General features: G+C 48.1%; 13 protein-coding genes. 3 read left to right on the forward strand and 10 right to left on the reverse strand.

Annotated elements, in window-relative coordinates; all coding sequences use genetic code 11:
- The first annotated feature begins 84 nt into the window (after positions 1 to 84).
- Positions 85 to 1,485 (forward strand): asparagine--tRNA ligase, encoded by a 1,401-nt coding sequence (asnS, locus tag OX890_RS13635; RefSeq protein WP_006081411.1) that lies wholly within the window; start codon positions 85 to 87, stop codon positions 1,483 to 1,485.
- Between the two features lie 195 nt (positions 1,486 to 1,680).
- Here the strand turns inward: asnS and OX890_RS13640 are convergent, their stop codons facing one another.
- The 10 genes from OX890_RS13640 to OX890_RS13685 form a co-directional block, all read right to left on the reverse strand.
- Positions 1,681 to 2,046 (reverse strand): DUF1801 domain-containing protein, encoded by a 366-nt coding sequence (locus OX890_RS13640; protein ID WP_310473068.1) that lies wholly within the window; start codon positions 2,044 to 2,046, stop codon positions 1,681 to 1,683.
- A gap of 391 nt (positions 2,047 to 2,437) precedes the next feature.
- On the reverse strand, positions 2,438 to 3,025 hold the full coding sequence (locus OX890_RS13645) for a cytochrome c3 family protein (RefSeq protein ID WP_126492085.1): 588 nt from the start codon (positions 3,023 to 3,025) through the stop codon (positions 2,438 to 2,440).
- 8 nt (positions 3,026 to 3,033) lie between these two features.
- On the reverse strand, positions 3,034 to 3,519 hold the full coding sequence (locus OX890_RS13650; RefSeq protein WP_063882791.1) for a nitrate reductase cytochrome c-type subunit: 486 nt from the start codon (positions 3,517 to 3,519) through the stop codon (positions 3,034 to 3,036).
- Between the two features lie 10 nt (positions 3,520 to 3,529).
- Complete coding sequence (napA, locus tag OX890_RS13655; protein ID WP_126492086.1) at positions 3,530 to 6,019, reverse strand: nitrate reductase catalytic subunit NapA; 2,490 nt, start codon at positions 6,017 to 6,019, stop codon at positions 3,530 to 3,532.
- Positions 6,020 to 6,021: 2 nt separating this feature from the next.
- Positions 6,022 to 6,279, reverse strand: coding sequence for a chaperone NapD (locus OX890_RS13660; protein WP_006086429.1), 258 nt, complete (start codon positions 6,277 to 6,279; stop codon positions 6,022 to 6,024).
- Positions 6,280 to 6,321: 42 nt separating this feature from the next.
- The gene (locus OX890_RS13665) at positions 6,322 to 6,480 is read right to left on the reverse strand and encodes a nitrate reductase (RefSeq protein ID WP_028760147.1); all 159 of its coding nucleotides are present in this window, start codon (positions 6,478 to 6,480) and stop codon (positions 6,322 to 6,324) included.
- A gap of 532 nt (positions 6,481 to 7,012) precedes the next feature.
- The gene (gene hrpA, locus OX890_RS13670; protein ID WP_432361242.1) at positions 7,013 to 10,888 is read right to left on the reverse strand and encodes an ATP-dependent RNA helicase HrpA; all 3,876 of its coding nucleotides are present in this window, start codon (positions 10,886 to 10,888) and stop codon (positions 7,013 to 7,015) included.
- 122 nt (positions 10,889 to 11,010) lie between these two features.
- Positions 11,011 to 11,427: a CBS domain-containing protein gene (locus tag OX890_RS13675; RefSeq protein WP_006081403.1), complete on the reverse strand. Its 417-nt coding sequence runs from the start codon at positions 11,425 to 11,427 to the stop codon at positions 11,011 to 11,013.
- 171 nt (positions 11,428 to 11,598) lie between these two features.
- Complete coding sequence (locus OX890_RS13680; RefSeq protein WP_268649406.1) at positions 11,599 to 12,888, reverse strand: DUF2254 domain-containing protein; 1,290 nt, start codon at positions 12,886 to 12,888, stop codon at positions 11,599 to 11,601.
- Positions 12,889 to 13,240: 352 nt separating this feature from the next.
- Entirely contained in the window at positions 13,241 to 14,272 is a 1,032-nt protein-coding gene (locus tag OX890_RS13685; protein WP_268649407.1) for an isoaspartyl peptidase/L-asparaginase family protein, read from the reverse strand.
- Between the two features lie 120 nt (positions 14,273 to 14,392).
- On the opposite strand from OX890_RS13685, the gene OX890_RS13690 reads away from it, so the two are divergent.
- Both OX890_RS13690 and tamB read left to right on the forward strand, forming a co-directional pair.
- A complete protein-coding gene (locus OX890_RS13690; protein ID WP_259215815.1) occupies positions 14,393 to 16,246 on the forward strand; it encodes an autotransporter assembly complex protein TamA in 1,854 nt (617 codons plus the stop codon).
- On the forward strand, positions 16,243 to 20,175 hold the full coding sequence (gene tamB / locus OX890_RS13695) for an autotransporter assembly complex protein TamB (protein ID WP_268649409.1): 3,933 nt from the start codon (positions 16,243 to 16,245) through the stop codon (positions 20,173 to 20,175). Before OX890_RS13690 ends, tamB begins: the two co-directional genes overlap by 4 nt.
- The last annotated feature ends 9 nt before the right edge of the window (positions 20,176 to 20,184 follow it).

Below are 20,184 nucleotides of genomic sequence, written 5' to 3' on the forward strand. Positions count from 1 at the left end.
TTCAGCTTGAGAAAAGCCACCAGCAAGGTAATATAAACCTCCAAAATTTTCATATAAAACGTTTCGTTGGAGAATTAAGCAACAATGAGCATCGCATCTGTCGCATCTGTATTTAAAGGTGAGCACGCCGTCGGTTCTAAAGTCACAGTTCGTGGCTGGGTCAGAACCCGTCGTGACTCTAAAGCCGGCATCTCTTTTTTAGCTGTTTATGACGGCTCTTGCTTTAATCCTATCCAAGGTGTCGTGCCCAATAGCTTAGATAATTACGACAACGAAGTGTTAAAGCTGACTGCGGGTTGTTCTGTTGTGATGACAGGCGACGTGGTGGAGTCTCCAGGCGCAGGTCAAGCATTTGAACTGCAAGTGACTGATATTGAAGTCGCGGGCTGGGTTGATGATCCAGACACTTACCCAATGGCCGCTAAACGTCACTCAATTGAACATTTACGTGAATTAGCGCACTTACGCCCACGCACTAACATTATTGGTGCCGTTGCCCGCGTGCGTAACTGTTTATCCCAAGCTATTCACCGCTTCTACCACGAAGAAGGCTTTATTTGGGTATCGACCCCACTTATCACCGCCTCTGACTGTGAAGGCGCCGGTGAAATGTTCCGCGTATCGACCTTAGATATGGAAAACCTGCCACGTACTGATGCAGGGAAAGTCGATTACGATAAAGATTTCTTCGGTAAAGAAGCTTTCCTAACCGTATCTGGCCAGTTGAACGCTGAAACCTACGCCTGTGCACTGTCAAAAGTGTATACCTTTGGCCCCACTTTCCGTGCTGAAAACTCAAACACTAGCCGCCACTTAGCGGAATTCTGGATGGTTGAGCCTGAAGTGGCCTTCGCTAACTTAAACGACATTGCTGGCCTTGCCGAAGCTATGTTGAAATACGCGTTCAATGCCGTATTGACTGAGCGTATGGACGATTTAACTTTCTTCGCCCAGCACGTTGATAAGACAGTGATCGACCGTCTGCAATCTTTCGTTTCAAGCGATTTTGCACAAGTGGATTACACAGATGCGGTTGAAATTCTGCAAAACTGTGGCAGAACCTTCGAGTTCCCAGTGTCTTGGGGTATCGACTTATCTTCTGAGCATGAGCGTTACTTAGCCGAAGAACACTTCAAAGCCCCTGTGGTAGTGAAGAACTATCCAAAAGATATCAAGGCCTTCTACATGCGCTTAAACGATGACGGTAAAACCGTTGCCGCGATGGACGTGTTAGCCCCAGGTATCGGTGAAATCATCGGCGGTTCTCAACGTGAAGAGCGTTTAGACGTGCTGGATATGCGTTTAGCTGAAATGGATCTGAACCAAGAAGATTACTGGTGGTACCGTGATATGCGCCGTTATGGCACAGTGCCACACGCAGGTTTTGGTCTAGGGTTTGAGCGTTTAGTGTCTTACGTGACGGGCGTTAACAACATTCGTGATGTTATCCCATTCCCACGTGCGCCGCGTACTGCGAACTTCTAATATCCCTTAACTAGGGACTGCATTGCTAAGACATCTCTATTAAACCTTAGCAAAACGAAAGGAGCTGACTATTCAGCTCCTTTTTTGTTTCTGCTTTTTTGCTAACATGCTGGACTCATGCTATGAGTAGTTATCATGACCTTACTAACATCATGCGGCGAAACAGCCACTCATTCGCAGATACTAATCCACTTGTTACTTATCCGCTTGATGCAGCGCCTGCGTGATATATTCCGCCACGTGTTTGGCTGCGATTTCATCCATTGAGGTTAACTTGATATGGCGGCGAAATTTGCCACTGCCTTCGAGCACCTTGTGTGGATCGCTAAAGTTTGCGCCCAAACTAAACTCCAATGACACATGCTGCTTATAGGCAAACACCCCACCAAAAGTACTCTTTGCGCTAAAGAGTATTCCGCCGTACTTCACCGTTTCAGTGATATCGAGCGAGGATGCGTCTGCAATGGCGTTAACGGTTTGACGCACGCCCTGCACGATTTCAAGCAAGCTCGGGCTCATAAAACCGATGTCTTCTAAGAGTTTTTCAAGTTGTTCATTCATCATCGCCTCCTGCGTAATGGCATTTTCCATAGCGGCCTTCTATCACGACCTCTTTATCATCCAATAACGATTCTTTGCTGATTGTATCCTGAGCTGTGAAGTGAATAAAACGCCATTAGCTGCTCGGTAACACAATTAATTGATTAAACCTTAATTCAGCATACCAAGTACGGCTTTAGGTCACTATGCCACGGTGCCATTACAATCAATAAAAAGGCCAAGCATCACTATGCTTGGCCTTTGGCTGGAGATGGCTAATAAACATTTAGCCGCACTAAGTCACACTTACTAACACTAACCAACGCTAAGTTAAACGAGACTAAACTACACAAAACTAAGTCACGATTACACAAAACAAAGTCACGCTAAGCAACACGGGGAACGATTCAGCTTAAAATCCCTTCACACCTTCCATATCAGGGAGATGGTGAGCAATCCCCTTGTGGCAGTCGATACAGGTCTTTTCGCCGCTCGCCAGTGACGTTGAGTGCATCTGCGCCGCTCTGGGTGATTGGCGGGTAAAGTCCATGTAAGTGAAGTTATGGCAGTTACGGCACTCGAGCGAGTCATTGGCTTTTAATCTTTCCCATTCATGTTCAGCTAACTCACGTCGTTTACTTTCAAACTTTTCTCGGGTGTTAATCGTGCCGAAAACCTTACCCCACACTTCCTTAGATGCCTGCATCTTACGGGCGATCTTATCTGTCCAGTTATGTGGTACATGGCAATCTGGGCAGGTTGCCCGCACACCACTGCGGTTAGTGAAATGAATCGTTGTCTGTAACTCTTGATAGACGTTATTTTCCATCTCATGGCAACCGATACAGAAGGCTTCCTTGTTGGTAGCTTCAAGGGCAGTGTTAAAGCCGCCCCAGAAAATCACCCCAGCCACAAAGCCACCTAAGGTCAAAAAACCTAAACTGTAATGCACACTCGGACGATTGAGTACCTGCCAGATTTTTTTCAGTTTATCTAACATGCTAACTCCTAGTGTTTTTTCTGCTCAGCGTTGGTTTTGATCAGATGTTCCATGTCTACAAAGTCGTTTTCGACCAGTAATTTGGCATCTAACTGCGGCACATGACACTGAGTACAGAAATATCGACGTGGCGATAATTCGGCTAAGAAGTTATTATCCCTGTCCATATAGTGCGTGACACTGACCATAGGTGCTTGGGAATCCCCGATGCGACTGCGAGCATGACAGGCCATACACTTATTCACTTTAAGATCGAGCTGATAGCCGTCAATTTTGTGCGGGATCACGGGCGGCTGCATGGGATAGTTACGCACTTCCTTCACATCGGTATTACGCACGTTTTGCATCGCTGGCGGCGTCGGCTCGACATTGATAGGCGCTTGGCGCAGGGTATCAATTTTATCTTCGGGAATACTGGCGGCAGATACACTTGTCATCATTAATGCGCCAAAGGCCAGTAAACCGATCGCTGAAACTAATTTTAGGGTTTTCATCGTGTTCTCCTTAAACCTTGACGATCTTCACCGCACATTTTTTAAAGTCAGTTTGTTTTGACAAGGGATCTGTCGCATCTAATGTGACTTTATTAATGAGCTGGCTAGCATCAAACCAAGGCACAAACACTAAGCCCACAGGCGGTTTATTACGGCCACGGGTTTCAACTCGGGTCTTAATTTCACCCCGTCGTGACACCACACGAATTTCGTCACCACGGCGCAAACCGCGTTTCTTGGCATCTTCTGGATGCATAAAACACACAGCATCAGGGAAAGCACGATAAAGCTCAGGCACACGTTGGGTCATAGAACCCGAATGCCAATGTTCCAGTACTCGGCCCGTCGATAACCAAATATCGTATTCTTCGTCTGGCGACTCAGCGGCGGGTTCATAGGGCAGCGCAAAGATCACCGCACGGCCATCTGGTTTACCGTAAAACTCAAAACCCTTACCTGCTTTAACATAAGGATCGCTACCCTCACGGAAACGCCACTTGGTTTCCTTGCCATCCACCACAGGCCAACGCAGACCATGGGCCTCGTGATAAGCATCAAATGGTGCTAAGTCGTGGCCATGACCGCGTCCAAAGGAGGCGTATTCTTCAAACAGGCCTTTTTGCACATAGAAACCAAAATGTTTCGCTTCATCGTTCAGATACTTAGGATCTGCATCCGTCAATGGGAACTTGTCAACATTGCCGTTTTGGTACAGAACTTCGAATAGGGTTTTGCCCTTAAACTCTGGATTAGCGGCTAAAACATCTTTTGGCCACACTTCATCTGTGGTGAAACGTTTCGCAAACTCCATCAGCTGCCACAGATCCGAATGCGACTCGCCCGGCGCTTGCACCATTTGATGCCAGAACTGAGTACGGCGCTCGGCATTACCGTAAGCCCCCTCTTTCTCAACCCACATAGCAGTGGGCAAGATCAAATCGGCAGCTTGAGTAGTGACTGTAGGATAAGCATCTGATACCACGATAAAGTTGGCAGGGTTACGGTAACCCGGTAGCCCTTCTTCGTTAATGTTCGGCCCCGCCTGCATATTGTTGTTCACTTGCACCCAATAGCAGTTCAAGTCACCGTCTTTCAGGCGGCGATTTTGCTCGACAGCATGATAACCGGGTTTAGGTGGAATGATACCGCTTGGAATTTTCCACGTTTCTTCGGCACGTTTTCTGTGTTCGGGATTGGTCACCACCATGTCCGCAGGTAAACGGTGAGAGAAAGTCCCGACTTCACGGGCCGTGCCACAGGCCGATGGCTGACCTGTCAGCGAGAACGGACTGTTGCCAGGGGTAGAAATCTTACCTGTTAATAAATGGATGTTGTAAATCAGGTTGTTACACCACACACCACGGGTATGTTGGTTAAAGCCCATGGTCCAGAATGACGTCACTTTCGTATTAGGATCAGCATACAGCTTCGCCAGTTCGATCAGTTTATCTTCTGGCACGCCAGACAGTTTACTGACTTTCTCGACTGTGTATTCGGCAACAAAGGCTTTGAAGGCTTCAAAATCGATTGGCGTTGAATCACCCGCCGTTTTGACGTTTTTGGCTTTCTGTTCAAGCGGATGAGTCGGACGTAAACCGTAGCCGATATCAGTCGTGCCTTGGCGGAAATTTACGTGTTTCTTCACGAAATCCCAGTTCACTTTATCGTTTTGAATAATATAGTTAGCAATAAAGTTCAACATAGCCAAATCGGTTTGCGGGGTGAACACTATCGGTAAATCTGCCAGATCGAAGGAGCGATGCTGGAAAGTCGATAACACGGCCACTTTGACATGAGGTTCACTCAAGCGTCTGTCTGTCACTCGACTCCACAGGATCGGGTGCATCTCGGCCATGTTCGAGCCCCAAAGCACGAATGCATCGGCGGCTTCCATATCGTCATAGCAGCCCATTGGCTCATCGATACCGAAGGTGCGCATAAACCCGACCACGGCAGACGCCATACAATGGCGTGCATTAGGGTCGATATTGTTCGAACCAAAGCCCGCCTTCATCAACTTAACGGCGGCGTAACCTTCCCACACAGTCCATTGGCCCGAACCAAACATGCCCACGGCCGTTGGCCCTTTGGCTTTAATGGTTTCTTTCCACTTTTGTGCCATGATGTCGAAGGCGCTGTCCCAGCTAATTGGCGAAAACTCACCGTGCTTGTCGTACTTGCCATCCGTCATCCGCAGCATGGGCGTGGTTAAGCGATCGCTGCCATACATGATCTTCGACAGGAAATAACCCTTGATACAGTTAAGTCCACGGTTCACTTCACTGTTGGCATCGCCGTGGGTGGCCACGACTTTGCCATCGCGGGTGGCAACAATCACAGAGCAGCCAGTACCACAGAAGCGGCACGGCGCCTTGTTCCACTCTAATTTGGTTTGTTCTGAGCTGGTTATCAGGTTACTTGCGCCAGCGGGCAAAGCTAAACCTGCAGCCCCTGCAGCGGCGATCACCGCGTTGGCCTTAATAAAGTCACGTCTGTTCATATTCATTCTTCACCCTCTTCGAGCGTTTCACTCTGGTGGTAAACCATAGTGGCGGATAACACACCCGGAATGGCATTGATCGCTTCTATGCAGTCCATCAAGGCGCGCTGAGTCTCACCTTCGATAACCACGACCAATTTCACTTCGTTGTTGACGGAAAGTTCGGCATTTTCAATGGTCATGATCTCTTGTCTAACATCTGCCATTTTCTGCGGTAAGACCTGCACCACTAAACTGGTGATATGGAGTTCTTTGCTCATCCGACATTCCACTCTTTGTCTAATATTTTGATAATAAAGCGATTAACCCGCTCCCGGCGGTCCAGTCAGGATCTGACTAAACCAAATTGCAAAGCCTAAGCCACTGACCAGCAGCACGGACAATAACGGTGCGAGAAATACGGTTAAAAAGATAAAAATTTTCAGTTCTAAGGATTTTTCTTCTGCGGTGCTAGCACTCATGCATCCTCCAAGAGGTGTGTTCCTGCCATTTTTTCGCGCTGGAACAAGCGTCAGCGGCAGGTTTTATGTATATCCGTTGCATCTTTAACTCACTCAAACATCATACCTTTTAGTTGTTAACAAACTGTATACCTCCAAATTGGTAAAGCTGATGATGCTTGATCCAGATCATCAATTTGGCGATAGATTTAACTAGCTCATGGTTTGTAAACGATTTACTAGATTGTAATGAGGTGAATTCGGACAAAGAAGTTATTAAGGTGTGGCTAAAACATGGTCAAAGATCAGTTTTTTAGCAAGGTGAATGCTTAAAATTAGCGCTAAATATCTCCAAAGGAGTAAAGCAAACTGATTAGGGCGTGTTGACGTTTCGAGAATAAATGTTGTTTGCTCAGGTAAGTTAGTGACCGCAAAACGAGAACGACTAAAACCACAAAGTAAAAACGCCGCTAAGTAAGCTTAGCGGCGTAATGAGATAACCAAGAATAACAACTATTGAGTCGTAAATAATAAATTCACTGACCTCATATTTTTATACTTGTTGGATATGATTCAAAATGCGTTTTTCAGATATCGGATAAGCCGTGCCTAACACCTGCGCAAAACAGGAAACACGATACTCTTCAATCATCCAGCGCGCTTCAATTAACGCGGGCGGTGTCGGCTGCGATCGTGGCACTTTCGCCAATTGTGCATTCAATGCTTCCTGCACCTTGTTAATGCTCTGCATATGCAAACGGTCACGAGTCGGATCGACAGGCAACTTCTCGACACGGATTTCAATCGCTTTTAAGTAACGCGCCACATCGACTAAACGATTCCAACCGCAGGATTCAACAAACCCTTTAAAAACTAATTTGTCTAATTGGCTTTGAATATCACTCATAGCAAAAGCGATATCTAAGCTAATTTTGCCCTTGAGACGCTTTTTAATGCTCTGGTATAAGGTCAAAATCTGCTCAACCTTCAGGGCAATTTGCTCGGCGGTCGGGTTGAGCTCTTGGCGAACCCAGTCCTTTGCCTGCTCAAATTGGGCTTGATTACGCACATCGAGGGCTTTCTCATCCAATAATTGCTGCACAGCGGCGGCAATAATGTCATCAATTAAGATTTGCACTTGACCGAATGGATTGAAATACATCGCCAATTTCGCTTTATTCGGCAAAGCTTGCTGTAAATGTTTTACCGGTGATGGAATGTTTAACAGCAATAAGCGTCGCAGACCTTGGCGATGAGCATCTAAGGCTTCAAATTCATCATCAAATAATTTGATCGCAACACTGTCTTTTTTATCGATCAGCGCCGGAAACGCCCGTACTTGGTAATTGCCTTTTTGCTGCTGATATTGCTGCGGCAAATCGCCAAAGGACCACTCAGTTAACGCTTCTTGCTCTATACCTTTATCCGCCACCTGACGAATGGCCTTCGCCACCACGCCCTGTAACTCGGCTTTTAAGGTATCGAGCACCCGACCTTCGGCAACTAAGTTGTTTTTATCGTCTTCGATTTTAAAGTTCATCTGCAAATGCGCGGGGATCTGCGTTAAATCAAAATCTTCCGGCGATATACGCGTGCCACTCATGCGCAGCAATTGCTTGCACATAGCCTCAAGCAAACTGGCACTAAAAGGCACCATGGCCTGCACACAAGCGCGGGCATAGTCAGGCGCGGGCACAAAGTTACGTCGTAAACTTTTAGGCAAAGATTTGATCAGCGCGATGCACTTTTCTTCCCTCAGCCCCGCCACTAACCAATCAAAATCGCTATCGTCGATTTGATTAAGTAGCGCCACCGGAATGTGCACCGACACGCCGTCATCAGCCGCAGCGGGTTCAAAGTGATAACTCAGCTGCAGGCGCAAATTGCCCTTGTGCCACGTATCGGGGAAATCCAAGGTCGAAATATGGTCGGCATTGCGTTGCATTAACAGCGCTTTGCTGAAATCGAGTAAATCAGGTTGCTCGCGCTTGGCTTTTTTCCACCAGCCAAAAAACAGCTGGGCGTTGTAAATCCCTTCAGGGATCCGCGGCTCGTAAAAATCCACCAACACTTGCTCGTCCACCAAAATATCGCGGCGGCGGGATTTATGCTCGAGGGATTCAATGTCTTCGAGCAACTTTTGGTTAGCGACAAAAAACGCTTCTTGGGTCTGTAACTGCCCTTCTGCCAAGGCGCTGCGGATAAAAATCTCACGCGCTTCAACGGGATCGATAGGGCCGTATTGCACTTTACGACGGTGTACAACCGTCAAGCCGTAGAGCACTTGATTCTCAAGGGCGATAACGCTGCCAGGTTTTGCCTCAAAATGGGGCTCTACATAGCTTTTCTTGATCAAATGCGCCGCCAAGGGCTCTAGCCATTCGGGTTCGATTTTGGCGCAGCAGCGAGCAAATAAGCGCGAGGTTTCAGTAAGCTCAGCCGCCATGATCCACTTAGGGCCTTTTTTGGCCAATGGCGAACCGGGGAATACAAAAAACTTACGATTACGCGCACCTAAGTACTCGTTATTGTTATCTTTAAAACCAACATGGCTCAACAATCCCGACAACAACGCACGGTGCAAGCTGTCGTAATTGGCGGGCGTATCGTTTAAACGCCACTTTAAATCGTGCACGGCTTGTTTAAGCTGAGTGTATAAGTCCTGCCACTCGCGCACGCGCAAATAGGCTAAATATTCATCGCGGCACTTTTTACGGAACTGGCTAGCAGATAACTCTTTTTGCTGATCTTTTAAGTGCTGCCACAGATTTATCCAGCTAACAAAATCGGAACTGGGATCGGCAAAACGGCGATGGGCTTCATCACTGGCTTGCTTCTTCTCCATCGGTCGTTCGCGGGGATCTTGAATCGATAAGCCCGCGGCAATCACTAGCACTTCGTTCAAACAACCTAACTGCTGACTCTCTACCACCATACGCGCCAAACGCGGATCCACAGGAATTTGCGCCAAGTTGCGCCCAAGTGGCGTCAACACTAGCTTGCCGTGTTTGCTCTCAACCGCTTGTAATTCTTCGAGCAGCAAGAAACCATCGCGGATATGGCGGGGATCGGGTGGCTCGATAAAGGGGAAACCGGCGATATCACCTAGGCCGATGGCGAGCATCTGCAAAATGACCGAAGCCAAGTTAGTACGCAAAATCTCAGGATCGGTAAACGCCGGACGATTATTAAAATCCGCCTCATCGTACAAACGAATACAAATACCCGGTCCCACACGACCACAACGGCCTTGACGCTGATTAGCGCTTGCCTGCGAGATAGGTTCAATTGGTAAGCGTTGCACCTTAGTGCGATAGCTATAGCGGCTGATACGCGCCGTACCTGGGTCGATAACGTAGCGAATACCCGGCACAGTCAACGAAGTTTCCGCCACGTTCGTCGCTAATACAATCCGCCTGCCCCTGTGACTGCTGAAGACTTTGGATTGCTCGCCATAGGATAAACGAGCGTACAGCGGCAAAATTTCGGTATCGCGGTAATTACGCCGACTTAATTGTTCGGCCGTATCGCGAATTTCCCGCTCGCCGTTCATAAAGATCAGAATGTCGCCCAGCCCTTCGGCCACCAGCTCATCGACGGCGGCAAAAATGCCTTCGATTTGATCTAAATCGGCATCGCTATCTTGCACTAAGGGTCGGTAACGGGTTTCGACCGGAAAGGTACGGCCCGACACTTCGATAATAGGCGCATTGTTGAAATGCTTAGAAAAACGCTCAACGTCTATGGTCGCTGACGTGATAATAACTTTGAGATCAGGGCGTCTTTTGAGAATTTGTTTGAGGTAGCCCAGAATAAAATCGATGTTGAGGCTGCGCTCGTGGGCCTCATCTATGATGATGGTATCGTATTGATCGAGATTGCGATCTGAGGTCAATTCCGCCAGTAAAATACCGTCGGTCATCAACTTAATATAAGAGTCACTCTTAAGCGCATCGGCAAACCGCACTTTAAAGCCGACCACTTCACCGAGCGGACTTTGTAATTCTTCTGCGACTCGGCTCGCCACGCTGCGGGCAGCCAATCGTCTTGGCTGGGTGTGGCCTATCATGCCACGGCAACCTAAGCCGAGTTCTAAACAAATTTTGGGGAGCTGCGTGGTTTTACCTGAGCCCGTTTCACCGGCAATGATCACCACTTGATTGCCTGCAATCGCGCGTGCAATGTCATCACGCATCAAAGAAACGGGAAGGTTTTCAGGATATTGGATTTTAGGGCGAGCGTTACGTCGCTGCTCAACCTTCTCAAACGCCGCCTGCGCTTGCTCACTCAGCTGGGCTAAGACTTGGGTCTTTTTATCTGAGTCGGCTTCTTTATTGAGCTTAAATAAACGACGACGGATCCTAGACGCATCAGCCTGATAACAAAGATTAAGAAAGGCGTTCGATAGCGGATGTTTGTCTGAGTTCAAATCCAAATTCCATTGCTAGCATCAAAAACGGCGATCCTAGCAAGGAAAGTGGCGCAATGGTATTGCTAATTTACTCTGCACTCAGGATAAAGGGTGTCAGATTATCTCCACTGCGGCTCAGATTAAACTGGTGACAGATAACATTGTTGCATATAGATATTCATCGCTTTGAGCACATTAGTGCGATTTATCGTGCCAATCACTTTACCGTGTTCAACCACAGGATAAACCTTAGGTTTAGGCCCGAGCATTTGTTCAGCGAGTTGCAAAATACTGTCATCAGGCCCGACAAACAGTACTTCAGTACGCATACAATCCTTCACCACTGAGGTCATATCGCAGTGATAGCTACTCTTGATCATCACTGCCAGACAATCCTGCTGGGATAAAAAGCCCACCAAATCGCCCGCATCATCAACCACTGCAGCACCCATTTTATTATTATCTAACAGCTTTTCGACAGCGGTCGCCAGCGACATATTCGCGCGCAGTAACACGGGCTGACGATCCATATGGTCACGAATCTTAATTAAGTCCATAGTCTTCCCCTCGAATTAACCCTACGTTTGAAGTCTAGTCAATATATCGGCAAGGATGTGCGATTTATATCGATTGCGCTTATCGAATGTGTAAACCGAATGTCAAAAACACTGACAGAATAAAAGAAGCAACAAACGGATACACGGCACGACGAAATAATAAATGTCTCGTTAAGTGTTAGACGAAGCTGCTGACTCGGCAAACTTGGCGGCGTCTTGTACGGCTTGCAAGTCCTCTTCGATATCAAGCACCTTTTGTGAACGCTTTAGTGCCAACCGACCGTGGTACTCGGCCGCCGCACGTATTTTCCCGTCACCGCTGGATGCTAACGATTCAAGTGCTTTTTGTAGCCGTACAGCGACTTCCACCACTCCCGCGCCGTCTCTGGCTATCGCGGTAAACGCATCATCAAACATGTCCTGTACACAAACGTGAGGGACTTCTACGCGATCGCACTCTGGCGCGGGTTTGTCATCAACTGCCGCGGGTTCACCCCATAGGGTAAACAGCCGTACCAGTGTGCCTATGATGCAAATGGCCGTACCAGGGTCATTGACAGCAGGTGATAAGGCGCGGCCAGCGATTTCCGACAGTACCACCAACCCAAATCTCGGATCGTCGTCAAAAAGACGGGTATCACCAATCTGGAATGACTCGGCAACACAGGTGCAATCAATCTCAGTCTGCTCCGCACCATCGGCGCTAATGTATGCCAATGGTCGATTTGGCGTGGCGAACGTGCCCGGCAAGGCTGCAATCACGACTCGCACCTCGTTTTTCTTAGCCCAGCGCTGCATCGCAGCAATATTAATGTACTGAACATAACCGACGTTAGCCGCGTACACGGCTCGTCCACGCGCTTGGGGACGCACAGAAACGCCGCCAAGATGTGGAGTATTGCGTCGCCGTGTCAGAGCATCGGCCGCCGCCTTTTCAACTTTCTCAATTGTGGTTGCCATGCGGCCAAGACGGGCAATGCGATCCACCCAGCGTACAAAGGTAAAGATCACCATGCCAAAAATAAACGTGGTCAGCAGGAAGAGGATAAACAGACCCGCCGTTTGAAAGTAATCATTTTTAACCGCAGTGAGTGCCACAATACTGAAGATAAATGCCCCAACAAAGGTCGATAGCGCATTTTGAGAGGCATCATCGGCGACAACTAAAATAAATGAACGTGGTGTTGCCGTGTTAGCCGCCGAAGCATAGGCCGAGACCATAGAACCCACGGAAAAAGTGGCGATAACCAGCATGCTGGAAGCCATAACGGATAACAGCGCCTCGATGGAGGCCGATGACACCTTAGGTGCAATCTCAACAAGCTCAGTACCATCTGCCAATTTTGCGACAAAGGCGACTGCAATCGATAATAGGCAAACAAGCAGTGGTTTAACCCAAAGTCGATGGCGAAACCGATTGAGGAAAACCCTGACGCGGTCGGTTAACACGGTAGAAATCATGTAAATATCCTTTACGCTGAGTGCAATCTCATGCAGACGCGATGAGTTCGCTGGACACAAACGACAGCTTTGACGGTGAGTTAAGTGCGGCTTTGCGTATGACTATTGTACCCCTAATGAAATCAAACAACGGGCGACACCCCACATACCATTAACTAATTGTAATAGCCCAAACTTATCAGCTTCTTATTCACTCTTAAAGCAAAAAACCGCTAGCAAAAAGCGAGTGCCACTTTCGCAGCACTCGCTTTTTAAGGTTTATAAGTGATGTTTCTAGACAATCTTGTAAGCAATCTTCTAAACAATCTTGTAAGCAATGTCCGTCTCGAACCAACTGCTTTTACAATTCAAGTTATTGGTCTTGCCAGATCAGCACTTGGGCGGGTTCGCCATTGCTACGGGTAGCGCGGTACATGCCTTCAGTGTTAAATGGCGTGGCGATATTACCGCGCTGATCGACGGCAATCACGCCGCCCGAACCACCAGCGGTGATAAGACGTTGATTGATCACTTCATCGGCGGCTTGAATAATGGATTTTTGCTGGTATTTCACTTTGGCACAAATATCCCCCGCCACTTGGTAACGAATAAAGAACTCACCGTGTCCGGTTGCCGATACGGCGCACACCCCATTTTCAGCATAAGTACCGGCACCAATCACCGGGGAATCTCCAATGCGGCCGAAGCGTTTTGCTGTCATGCCGCCGGTTGAGGTACCAGCAGCTAAGTTGCCATTTTTGTCTAAGGCGACGGCGCCTACGGTACCAAATTTGTAATCGAGATCTTTCATCTCAACATTGGCGACTTGCTCTGATTTAGCCGCAGCTTGCAGTTTTTGCCTAGCATCGAGTAATTGTTGATAACGCTCGTCAGTATCAAAATGACTGTTTGGCACTAAGCTAAAGCCTTGAGTCAGGGCAAATTCTTCTGCACCTGCGCCCGAGAGCATTACATGTTCAGACTTATTCATCACAGCTAAAGCGAGATCAATGGGATTGGCGATATGGCGCACTCCAGCAACTGCACCGGCATTCATGGTTTTGCCATCCATAATGGACGCATCTAACTCATGCCCACCGTCATAGGTGTACACCGCGCCTATGCCAGCATTGAACAGTGGGCTATTTTCGAGAATATTAATGGCTGTTTGCACCGCGACTAAGCTGTCACCGCCCTCTTCTAACACTTTTGAGCCTTTATCAACGGCTTCCTTTAACTTATCTTTGTAGGCTTGGCGTTGTTCAGGGGTGAGATTAGCCTTAGAAATCGTGCCAGCGCCGCCGTGGATCGCAATCGCGAACGGTTTGTCATTGGCAAAGGTGTTGTGTGACATAAAAAGTAAACCCGAGATAATTAAACTAAAGGTGGCTAATTTTGTTTTCATTCTTTACATCCCCTTAAAAAGTAGCGTCCTTTGTACCCATTTCATCGTGTAATTTCAATCATCTCCTTGCCTGTTGGTTTTATTCTGGCGACAATGATGCCACATCACAGGGACTATAAAGTGCAGCCATTTTTGCAAATCACCTCACATTACTTTCGTTTTTGCTTATTTCTGAGTCTGATTTCAGTCACATCCGTCGCTGCGGCGGCAGATGAATTTATTAAATTATCTGTCACAGGCGTGAATGAAGCTCTGCAACGTAACATAGTTGCGCACTTAGGCACCTTACCCGAATCCGAGGTGCAGCGCCGTGCCTTTCTGTTTAATGTCGATGACAATGTCAGCACAGCCTTAGAATCCATGGGTTACTATCATGGCGAAGTGGAAGAAAAACTGACGGAACATGACAAGGGACCGTGGGAACTAAAACTGGTGATCACTGCAGGCGAGCCAACCATAGTCCAGTGGGTCGATATTAACTTCAGTGGCGAAATGCTCGATGATCGCGCCTTCGATCAATGGCTGGCAAAGGTCAACCTTAAGCCTGGCGATGTGCTAAACCACGGTGTGTATAGCGACGTAAAATCGCAGCTGGTCACCTTAGCTCTGGCACGAGGTTACTTCGATGGCGAATTTACGGAATCACAGATTAAAGTTAACCGCGACATCAATACCGCGCAGGTAAGTTTGCATTTTGACTCTGGCAAACGTTATAAATTTGGCCAAGTCAGCTTCGAAGGCCATACTTTAGAACCTGAAATTTTAGAAAAACTTATTCCCTTTAAAGAAGGCGCTTCCTACTCGACTCGCCGTGTGGGCGCGCTGAATCGCCAGTTATTAGACACGGGCTATTTCGCCAATATTAAAGTGATCCCGCAAATCGACGGTGTCGAAGAAAGTCATATTCCGGTGCTGGTGGAATTAACACCTAAGGCAAGCCACGCCATTGAGCTCGGTTTTGGTGGTGATATTGGCAAGACGGATCAAGCTTTCGACCCAAGAGTGCGCGTGACTTGGCGGACGCCACAAATCAATAAATACGGCCATTCACAGGAAACCAGCCTTGAATGGTCACCGGATAGACCAAAGTTATTAACCACTTATACTATCCCCTTGACGCATCCCTTAGATGATCAATTAAAAATCCGCGTCGGTTTGCTACGGGACAAATACGGTGTGACCCAAGTGTATGACGCCGAGAATCGCGATTTTAGTAATACAGGTCAGCTTGAATCGACCAAATATCTTCTTGGGCTATTACGTCAACAAAGACTCGAAAACCAATGGCTAATGAGTTATTCACTTGAAGCTATTCGCGAAGAATATACCCAGTCTGACGTCGATTATATGCCGTCGTTTTATTTGGCGGGGATTAACTTTTCGCGAACAACGCGCGGTGATAATTCTCTCGATCCTAAGTCCGGTTTTAGGCAGATTTACAGCCTAGACTATGCCGATCCCTATTTGGGCTCAGAAACCCGCTTAGCGCGCCTCCAAGCTAAATTTAAATGGATTGATACCTTCTTCGACAACCACAGAATTGTCGCGCGTATCGATTTAGCCGCCAACTTAGCCAACGAAAATGATCTGGCCTCTATTCCGCCTTCGCTGCGCTATTTTGCCGGTGGCGATCAGAGTGTGCGGGGTTATGGTTATCAAGAATTGGGCCCCTATTTAGATTATGTCGCAGATGATGGCAAGACCAATCGCGAGGTCATAGGTGGCCGCTATTTAATGGTCGGCAGTTTAGAATATCAATATTATGTGACCCCCACTTGGCGGGTCGGTACCTTTATCGATGCGGGTAACGCCTTCGATAACAATCAATTTGAACCTGTTGTCTCGGTCGGTGGCGGTATCCATTGGATCTCCCCCATCGGCCCAATCAAACTGGATTTAGGGGTTGGATTGAAAGAAACCGATACCATTGAAAGATCATGGCGAATTCACCTGACCATGGGGACAGATCTATGAGCCAGCCCCCAGAGCATAATAAGCCAACCGAACAAGGCGCAGTAGACAGCCCCATTACGGAAGTCACTGAAGCCATTGCGAGTTCTGTCACCCAATCGGTGTCATTCATTCAAAAACTGTGGCGACAGTTCAAACTCTGGACTCGGATTATCATCTATGTGCCATTAGGGCTTTTAGTATTAATCGCCCTATTACTCGGCACTGAGTTTGGCTCGCGCATCACAGTGGGCTTAGCCGATCAGTTTGTGCCCGATCTTGATCTGACTTACACCTCAGGCTCCATTAATAAAGACTTAGCCCTGTCCCATGCGTCTTGGTCTATGGCTGGCATCAAGGTACAACTTGAGGATCTGCATTTACTGTGGCAACCCGCCTGTTTACTACAAAAACGTTTATGTGTTAATGGCTTATCTGCGGCCAAAGTCGATGTGACTATTGATACCTTAGCCCTGTCTGCCGACACAAATGAAACCCCGATAGTGCCGCTCGATGAAGCGCCCAACGAGCTGCAATTACCCTTTGATATTGAGTTAGATTCCGCGGAACTCAACGCTGTGAATATCCAAGTGGATGAGATGCAATTTACGGCCAATCGCCTTAACGCAGAGGCAAAGTGGCTTGCCGAAGGCTTGTCGATTAAGCAGCTTTCCAGTGAAGGATTGTTCGTGCTGATCCCCACAGCAACCGATACCGCGCAAACGAACCAAGCTGCAACTACGCCGGCAAAAGACAAGCCAGCAAAAGACAGTAGTGCTGAATGGGCTCTAGCGCATTTGCCACAAGTGTTTATGCCTTTTCCTGTGACGGTTAATGCCCTCACGCTTGATAACACCACGCTGCAAATCGGCGATCGTAAAGATGTCTTTAGCCATGCCGAGCTGCAAGGTCATTTCCGCGAATATCAATTGACCTTAGATCATCTCGCCATCAGCCATACAGATGGCAGCGCGGATATCACAGGTAGCTTAACGCTCGATAACGATTATCCACTCGATTTAGAAGCCAACCTCACCCTTAACCAATTAGCCGAATTACCTGAGCTGACTCATCAAGTACTAGATGTAAAGCTGAGCCAAAGCTTAGGGCAACTACAAGTCAACGCTGTCGCCAAGGGCGATGCCGACTTCACGCTAGATGGGCAGATAACACTTCGCGATCCAAGCCTGCCCTACAAGGTAAAACTTGAACAGACACGGCTGCAGTGGCCGCTAAAAAGCCCTGAATACTCAGTCAGTGATGTGGCACTGGAAAGTCAAGGCGATCTCAATCGTCAAGAGGCGAGCCTTAAAGGCCAGCTGACTACGCCGTTCCATAAAGTACTCGCCATAGACACTAGCCTTCAGCATCAAGATGCGAAGTTAACCATTAATAATCTTGATGCAACGGGCGCGATTGGTCAGGTCAAGCTCACGGGCGAACTCGATTATCAAAAAGCCATTCGCTGGAACGCCAATCTCTGGCTCAATGACGTAAAACTGCAGGAAGTACAACTGCCACAAACGGATACGACGCAAACAGCAACCGGTCTACCGGACAGTTTGATTTCAGGAAAATTACGCACTCAAGGCTCATTTGCTGATCCTCGCTGGCAAGTCTCCCTGAACGACACTGAGCTCACGGGCACCCTGCAAGGTTATCCCTTCGATATCACAGGGGATATCAGTGTGAATGATTCCCTGTATGTCAGTTCTAAGGGGCTGAACGCCAAAGTACTGGGCTCGACTCTGGCACTCAAAGGCGAAGCAAACGCCAACTGGGATCTACAGGGTGAGCTGCAAGTGCCCGACTTCGGTCTGTGGTTGCCCAAGGCCAGCGGCCAATTGCAGGCGCAAATTAATGTCACAGGGGATGAGAAGCACCCTCAAGTTGAACTCACCGCCCAACTCGCTGAACTGTTTTATCAAAATATTAAGCTGCGAGAATCCAACTTAAAGGCCTATTACAAGCCGCTAGATCAACATGAATTTGCTATCTCGCTGAAATCAAAAGCCTTACAGATTGCGGATCAGAATGTAGATACAGTGACACTCGGGGCGAAAGGCACTATTGACGCTCAAAAGCTGACCCTGAATGCCACGGGCGATCTTGGCCTCGATACCACAGTGAGTAGCCAATACGATGAGAAAAAATCGCGACTACGGCTCGATGTCGAACGTCTAAATCTCAATACCCCCGTTGGCCTATGGCAGCTCGATAACGCCATTAATCTCGCTTGGGATCAAAACAAGAATCAGGGCAGCATCACGCCGTTTTGCCTCATGAACCCGAACAGCCGCATCTGCCTAAACAGCGAGACGACAATCGGCAAAAAAGGCAGCGCGCAGGTGAGCTATTCGGGTAATCCGGGGCAATTACTCGTACCGATATTGCCAACGAATATGCGCTGGGATGGCCCCGCCTCATTGTTAGCCAATTTTGCTTGGGCAGCGGGTCGTAAACCCACTGCCGATGTGAACTTTGATTTTGCCCCTGGCAGTATCATGCTCAAGCGGGATAAGAATCGTGAAGTCACCATTAATTACCAACATCTGTCATTGCTGGCGACCTTAGATGCTAAACGGCTTGCAACAGTATTAAATTTTGAATCTGAAGGTGTGGCCAGTTGGCAGAGTGAGATCAACGTTAATGTCACCCCAGACCGTGCGCTCTCAGGTTTTGCCAATATCAAGCAAATCAACTTACAACCACTGGGAGAATTTTTCCCGCAGCTAAATACGGTACAAGGCTTGCTGACCAGTCAGCTTAACTTTGCGGGCAGTCTAGAGGCGCCAGAAGTGTCGGGAAGCATGGCCTTAACGGAGGGCTCCTTAGCCCTGACGGCAAACCCGACGCTAATCGACAAAATTGACCTGTCAATGTCGTTCGCGGGTCAACAAGCCGAGCTAAAGGGTCGCTGGATGATGGGCAATGGCTTGGGTCGAGTGACTGGCCAGCTGAAATGGCCCCAAGGTCAATTTAGCGGTGAATTAGCCCTTGAAGGTGACAAACTCGCCGTGATCCAGCCGCCACTGGCTATCCTTGATGTTTCACCCGACATCAATTTAACCTTCAACAGTAAACAATTAACGGTGAAGGGCAAAATAGCCGTTCCTTCTGGCAACATTAAAATTGTGCCATTAGCGGAAGGCGGTATCGCCACATCTGATGACGTGGTATTTGACGACTCCATTGCCGCCACGCAACCTAAAACCAGCCCCTACGCAATCGTGGCCGATCTGAATATCAGTGTGGGCAACGAACTCAGGATTGATGGCATGGGCCTCACTGGTAGACTCCAAGGAACCTTAAAACTGCAACAGCAAGCATTCCGCCCGCCTTTGCTCTTCGGTAATATTAGAGTTAATCAGGGTAGTTACCGGTTTATGGGTCAAACCCTAAGGATCCGTACTGGTGAAGTGCAGTTTGTGGGGCCGACTTCAGTGCCTAACCTGAATATTGAGGCAATACGCGAGATTAAGAGTGAAGACTTAGTCGCGGGTGTGCGCGTCACTGGCACTCCCGCCCGCCCTGTGGTGACCCTGTTCTCTAATCCTGCCAAAGAGCAGGCCGAGATCTTGTCTTACATTATCAAAGGCAGTGGTTTTAACAGTGCCAACAATGAGCAAAATAACTCATTGATGATGGGCGCAGCCTTAGGTTTAAGCTCGCAGGTGGGCGGCGGCGCCATTAACAACATAGGAAATACCGCGACCGGATTGATTGAAGAGTTTGGTTTCTCTAACGTACAACTCGACACCAACGATGAGGGCCGTGTGGCGATCAGTGGCTTTATCGGCGAGAACTTGATGGTGAAATACGGGGTGGGCGTGTTTAACCCTGGCTATGAGATGACGGTCAGATATTACCTGCTCTCGCAGCTTTATCTTGAAACCGTATCGGGCACTTTAGGCCAATCCCTTGATATCTATTACAACTTCAATATCAAGTAGCAAAGTCAG

Origin of the sequence: Shewanella sp. DAU305 (assembly GCF_026802235.1) — a bacterium.
Lineage (GTDB): Bacteria > Pseudomonadota > Gammaproteobacteria > Enterobacterales > Shewanellaceae > Shewanella > Shewanella baltica.

Coding starts and splice junctions, on each gene's coding strand:
- OX890_RS13675 (WP_006081403.1), bottom strand. CDS start 11,427: ATGGACTTAATTAAGATTCGTGACCATATGGATCGTCAGCCCGTGTTA.
- OX890_RS13645 (WP_126492085.1), bottom strand. CDS start 3,025: ATGTTAGATAAACTGAAAAAAATCTGGCAGGTACTCAATCGTCCGAGT.
- OX890_RS13650 (WP_063882791.1), bottom strand. CDS start 3,519: ATGAAAACCCTAAAATTAGTTTCAGCGATCGGTTTACTGGCCTTTGGC.
- napA (WP_126492086.1), bottom strand. CDS start 6,019: ATGAACAGACGTGACTTTATTAAGGCCAACGCGGTGATCGCCGCTGCA.
- OX890_RS13640 (WP_310473068.1), bottom strand. CDS start 2,046: ATGAATGAACAACTTGAAAAACTCTTAGAAGACATCGGTTTTATGAGC.
- OX890_RS13685 (WP_268649407.1), bottom strand. CDS start 14,272: ATGAAAACAAAATTAGCCACCTTTAGTTTAATTATCTCGGGTTTACTT.
- asnS (WP_006081411.1), top strand. CDS start 85: ATGAGCATCGCATCTGTCGCATCTGTATTTAAAGGTGAGCACGCCGTC.
- OX890_RS13680 (WP_268649406.1), bottom strand. CDS start 12,888: ATGATTTCTACCGTGTTAACCGACCGCGTCAGGGTTTTCCTCAATCGG.
- OX890_RS13665 (WP_028760147.1), bottom strand. CDS start 6,480: ATGAGTGCTAGCACCGCAGAAGAAAAATCCTTAGAACTGAAAATTTTT.
- tamB (WP_268649409.1), top strand. CDS start 16,243: ATGAGCCAGCCCCCAGAGCATAATAAGCCAACCGAACAAGGCGCAGTA.
- OX890_RS13660 (WP_006086429.1), bottom strand. CDS start 6,279: ATGAGCAAAGAACTCCATATCACCAGTTTAGTGGTGCAGGTCTTACCG.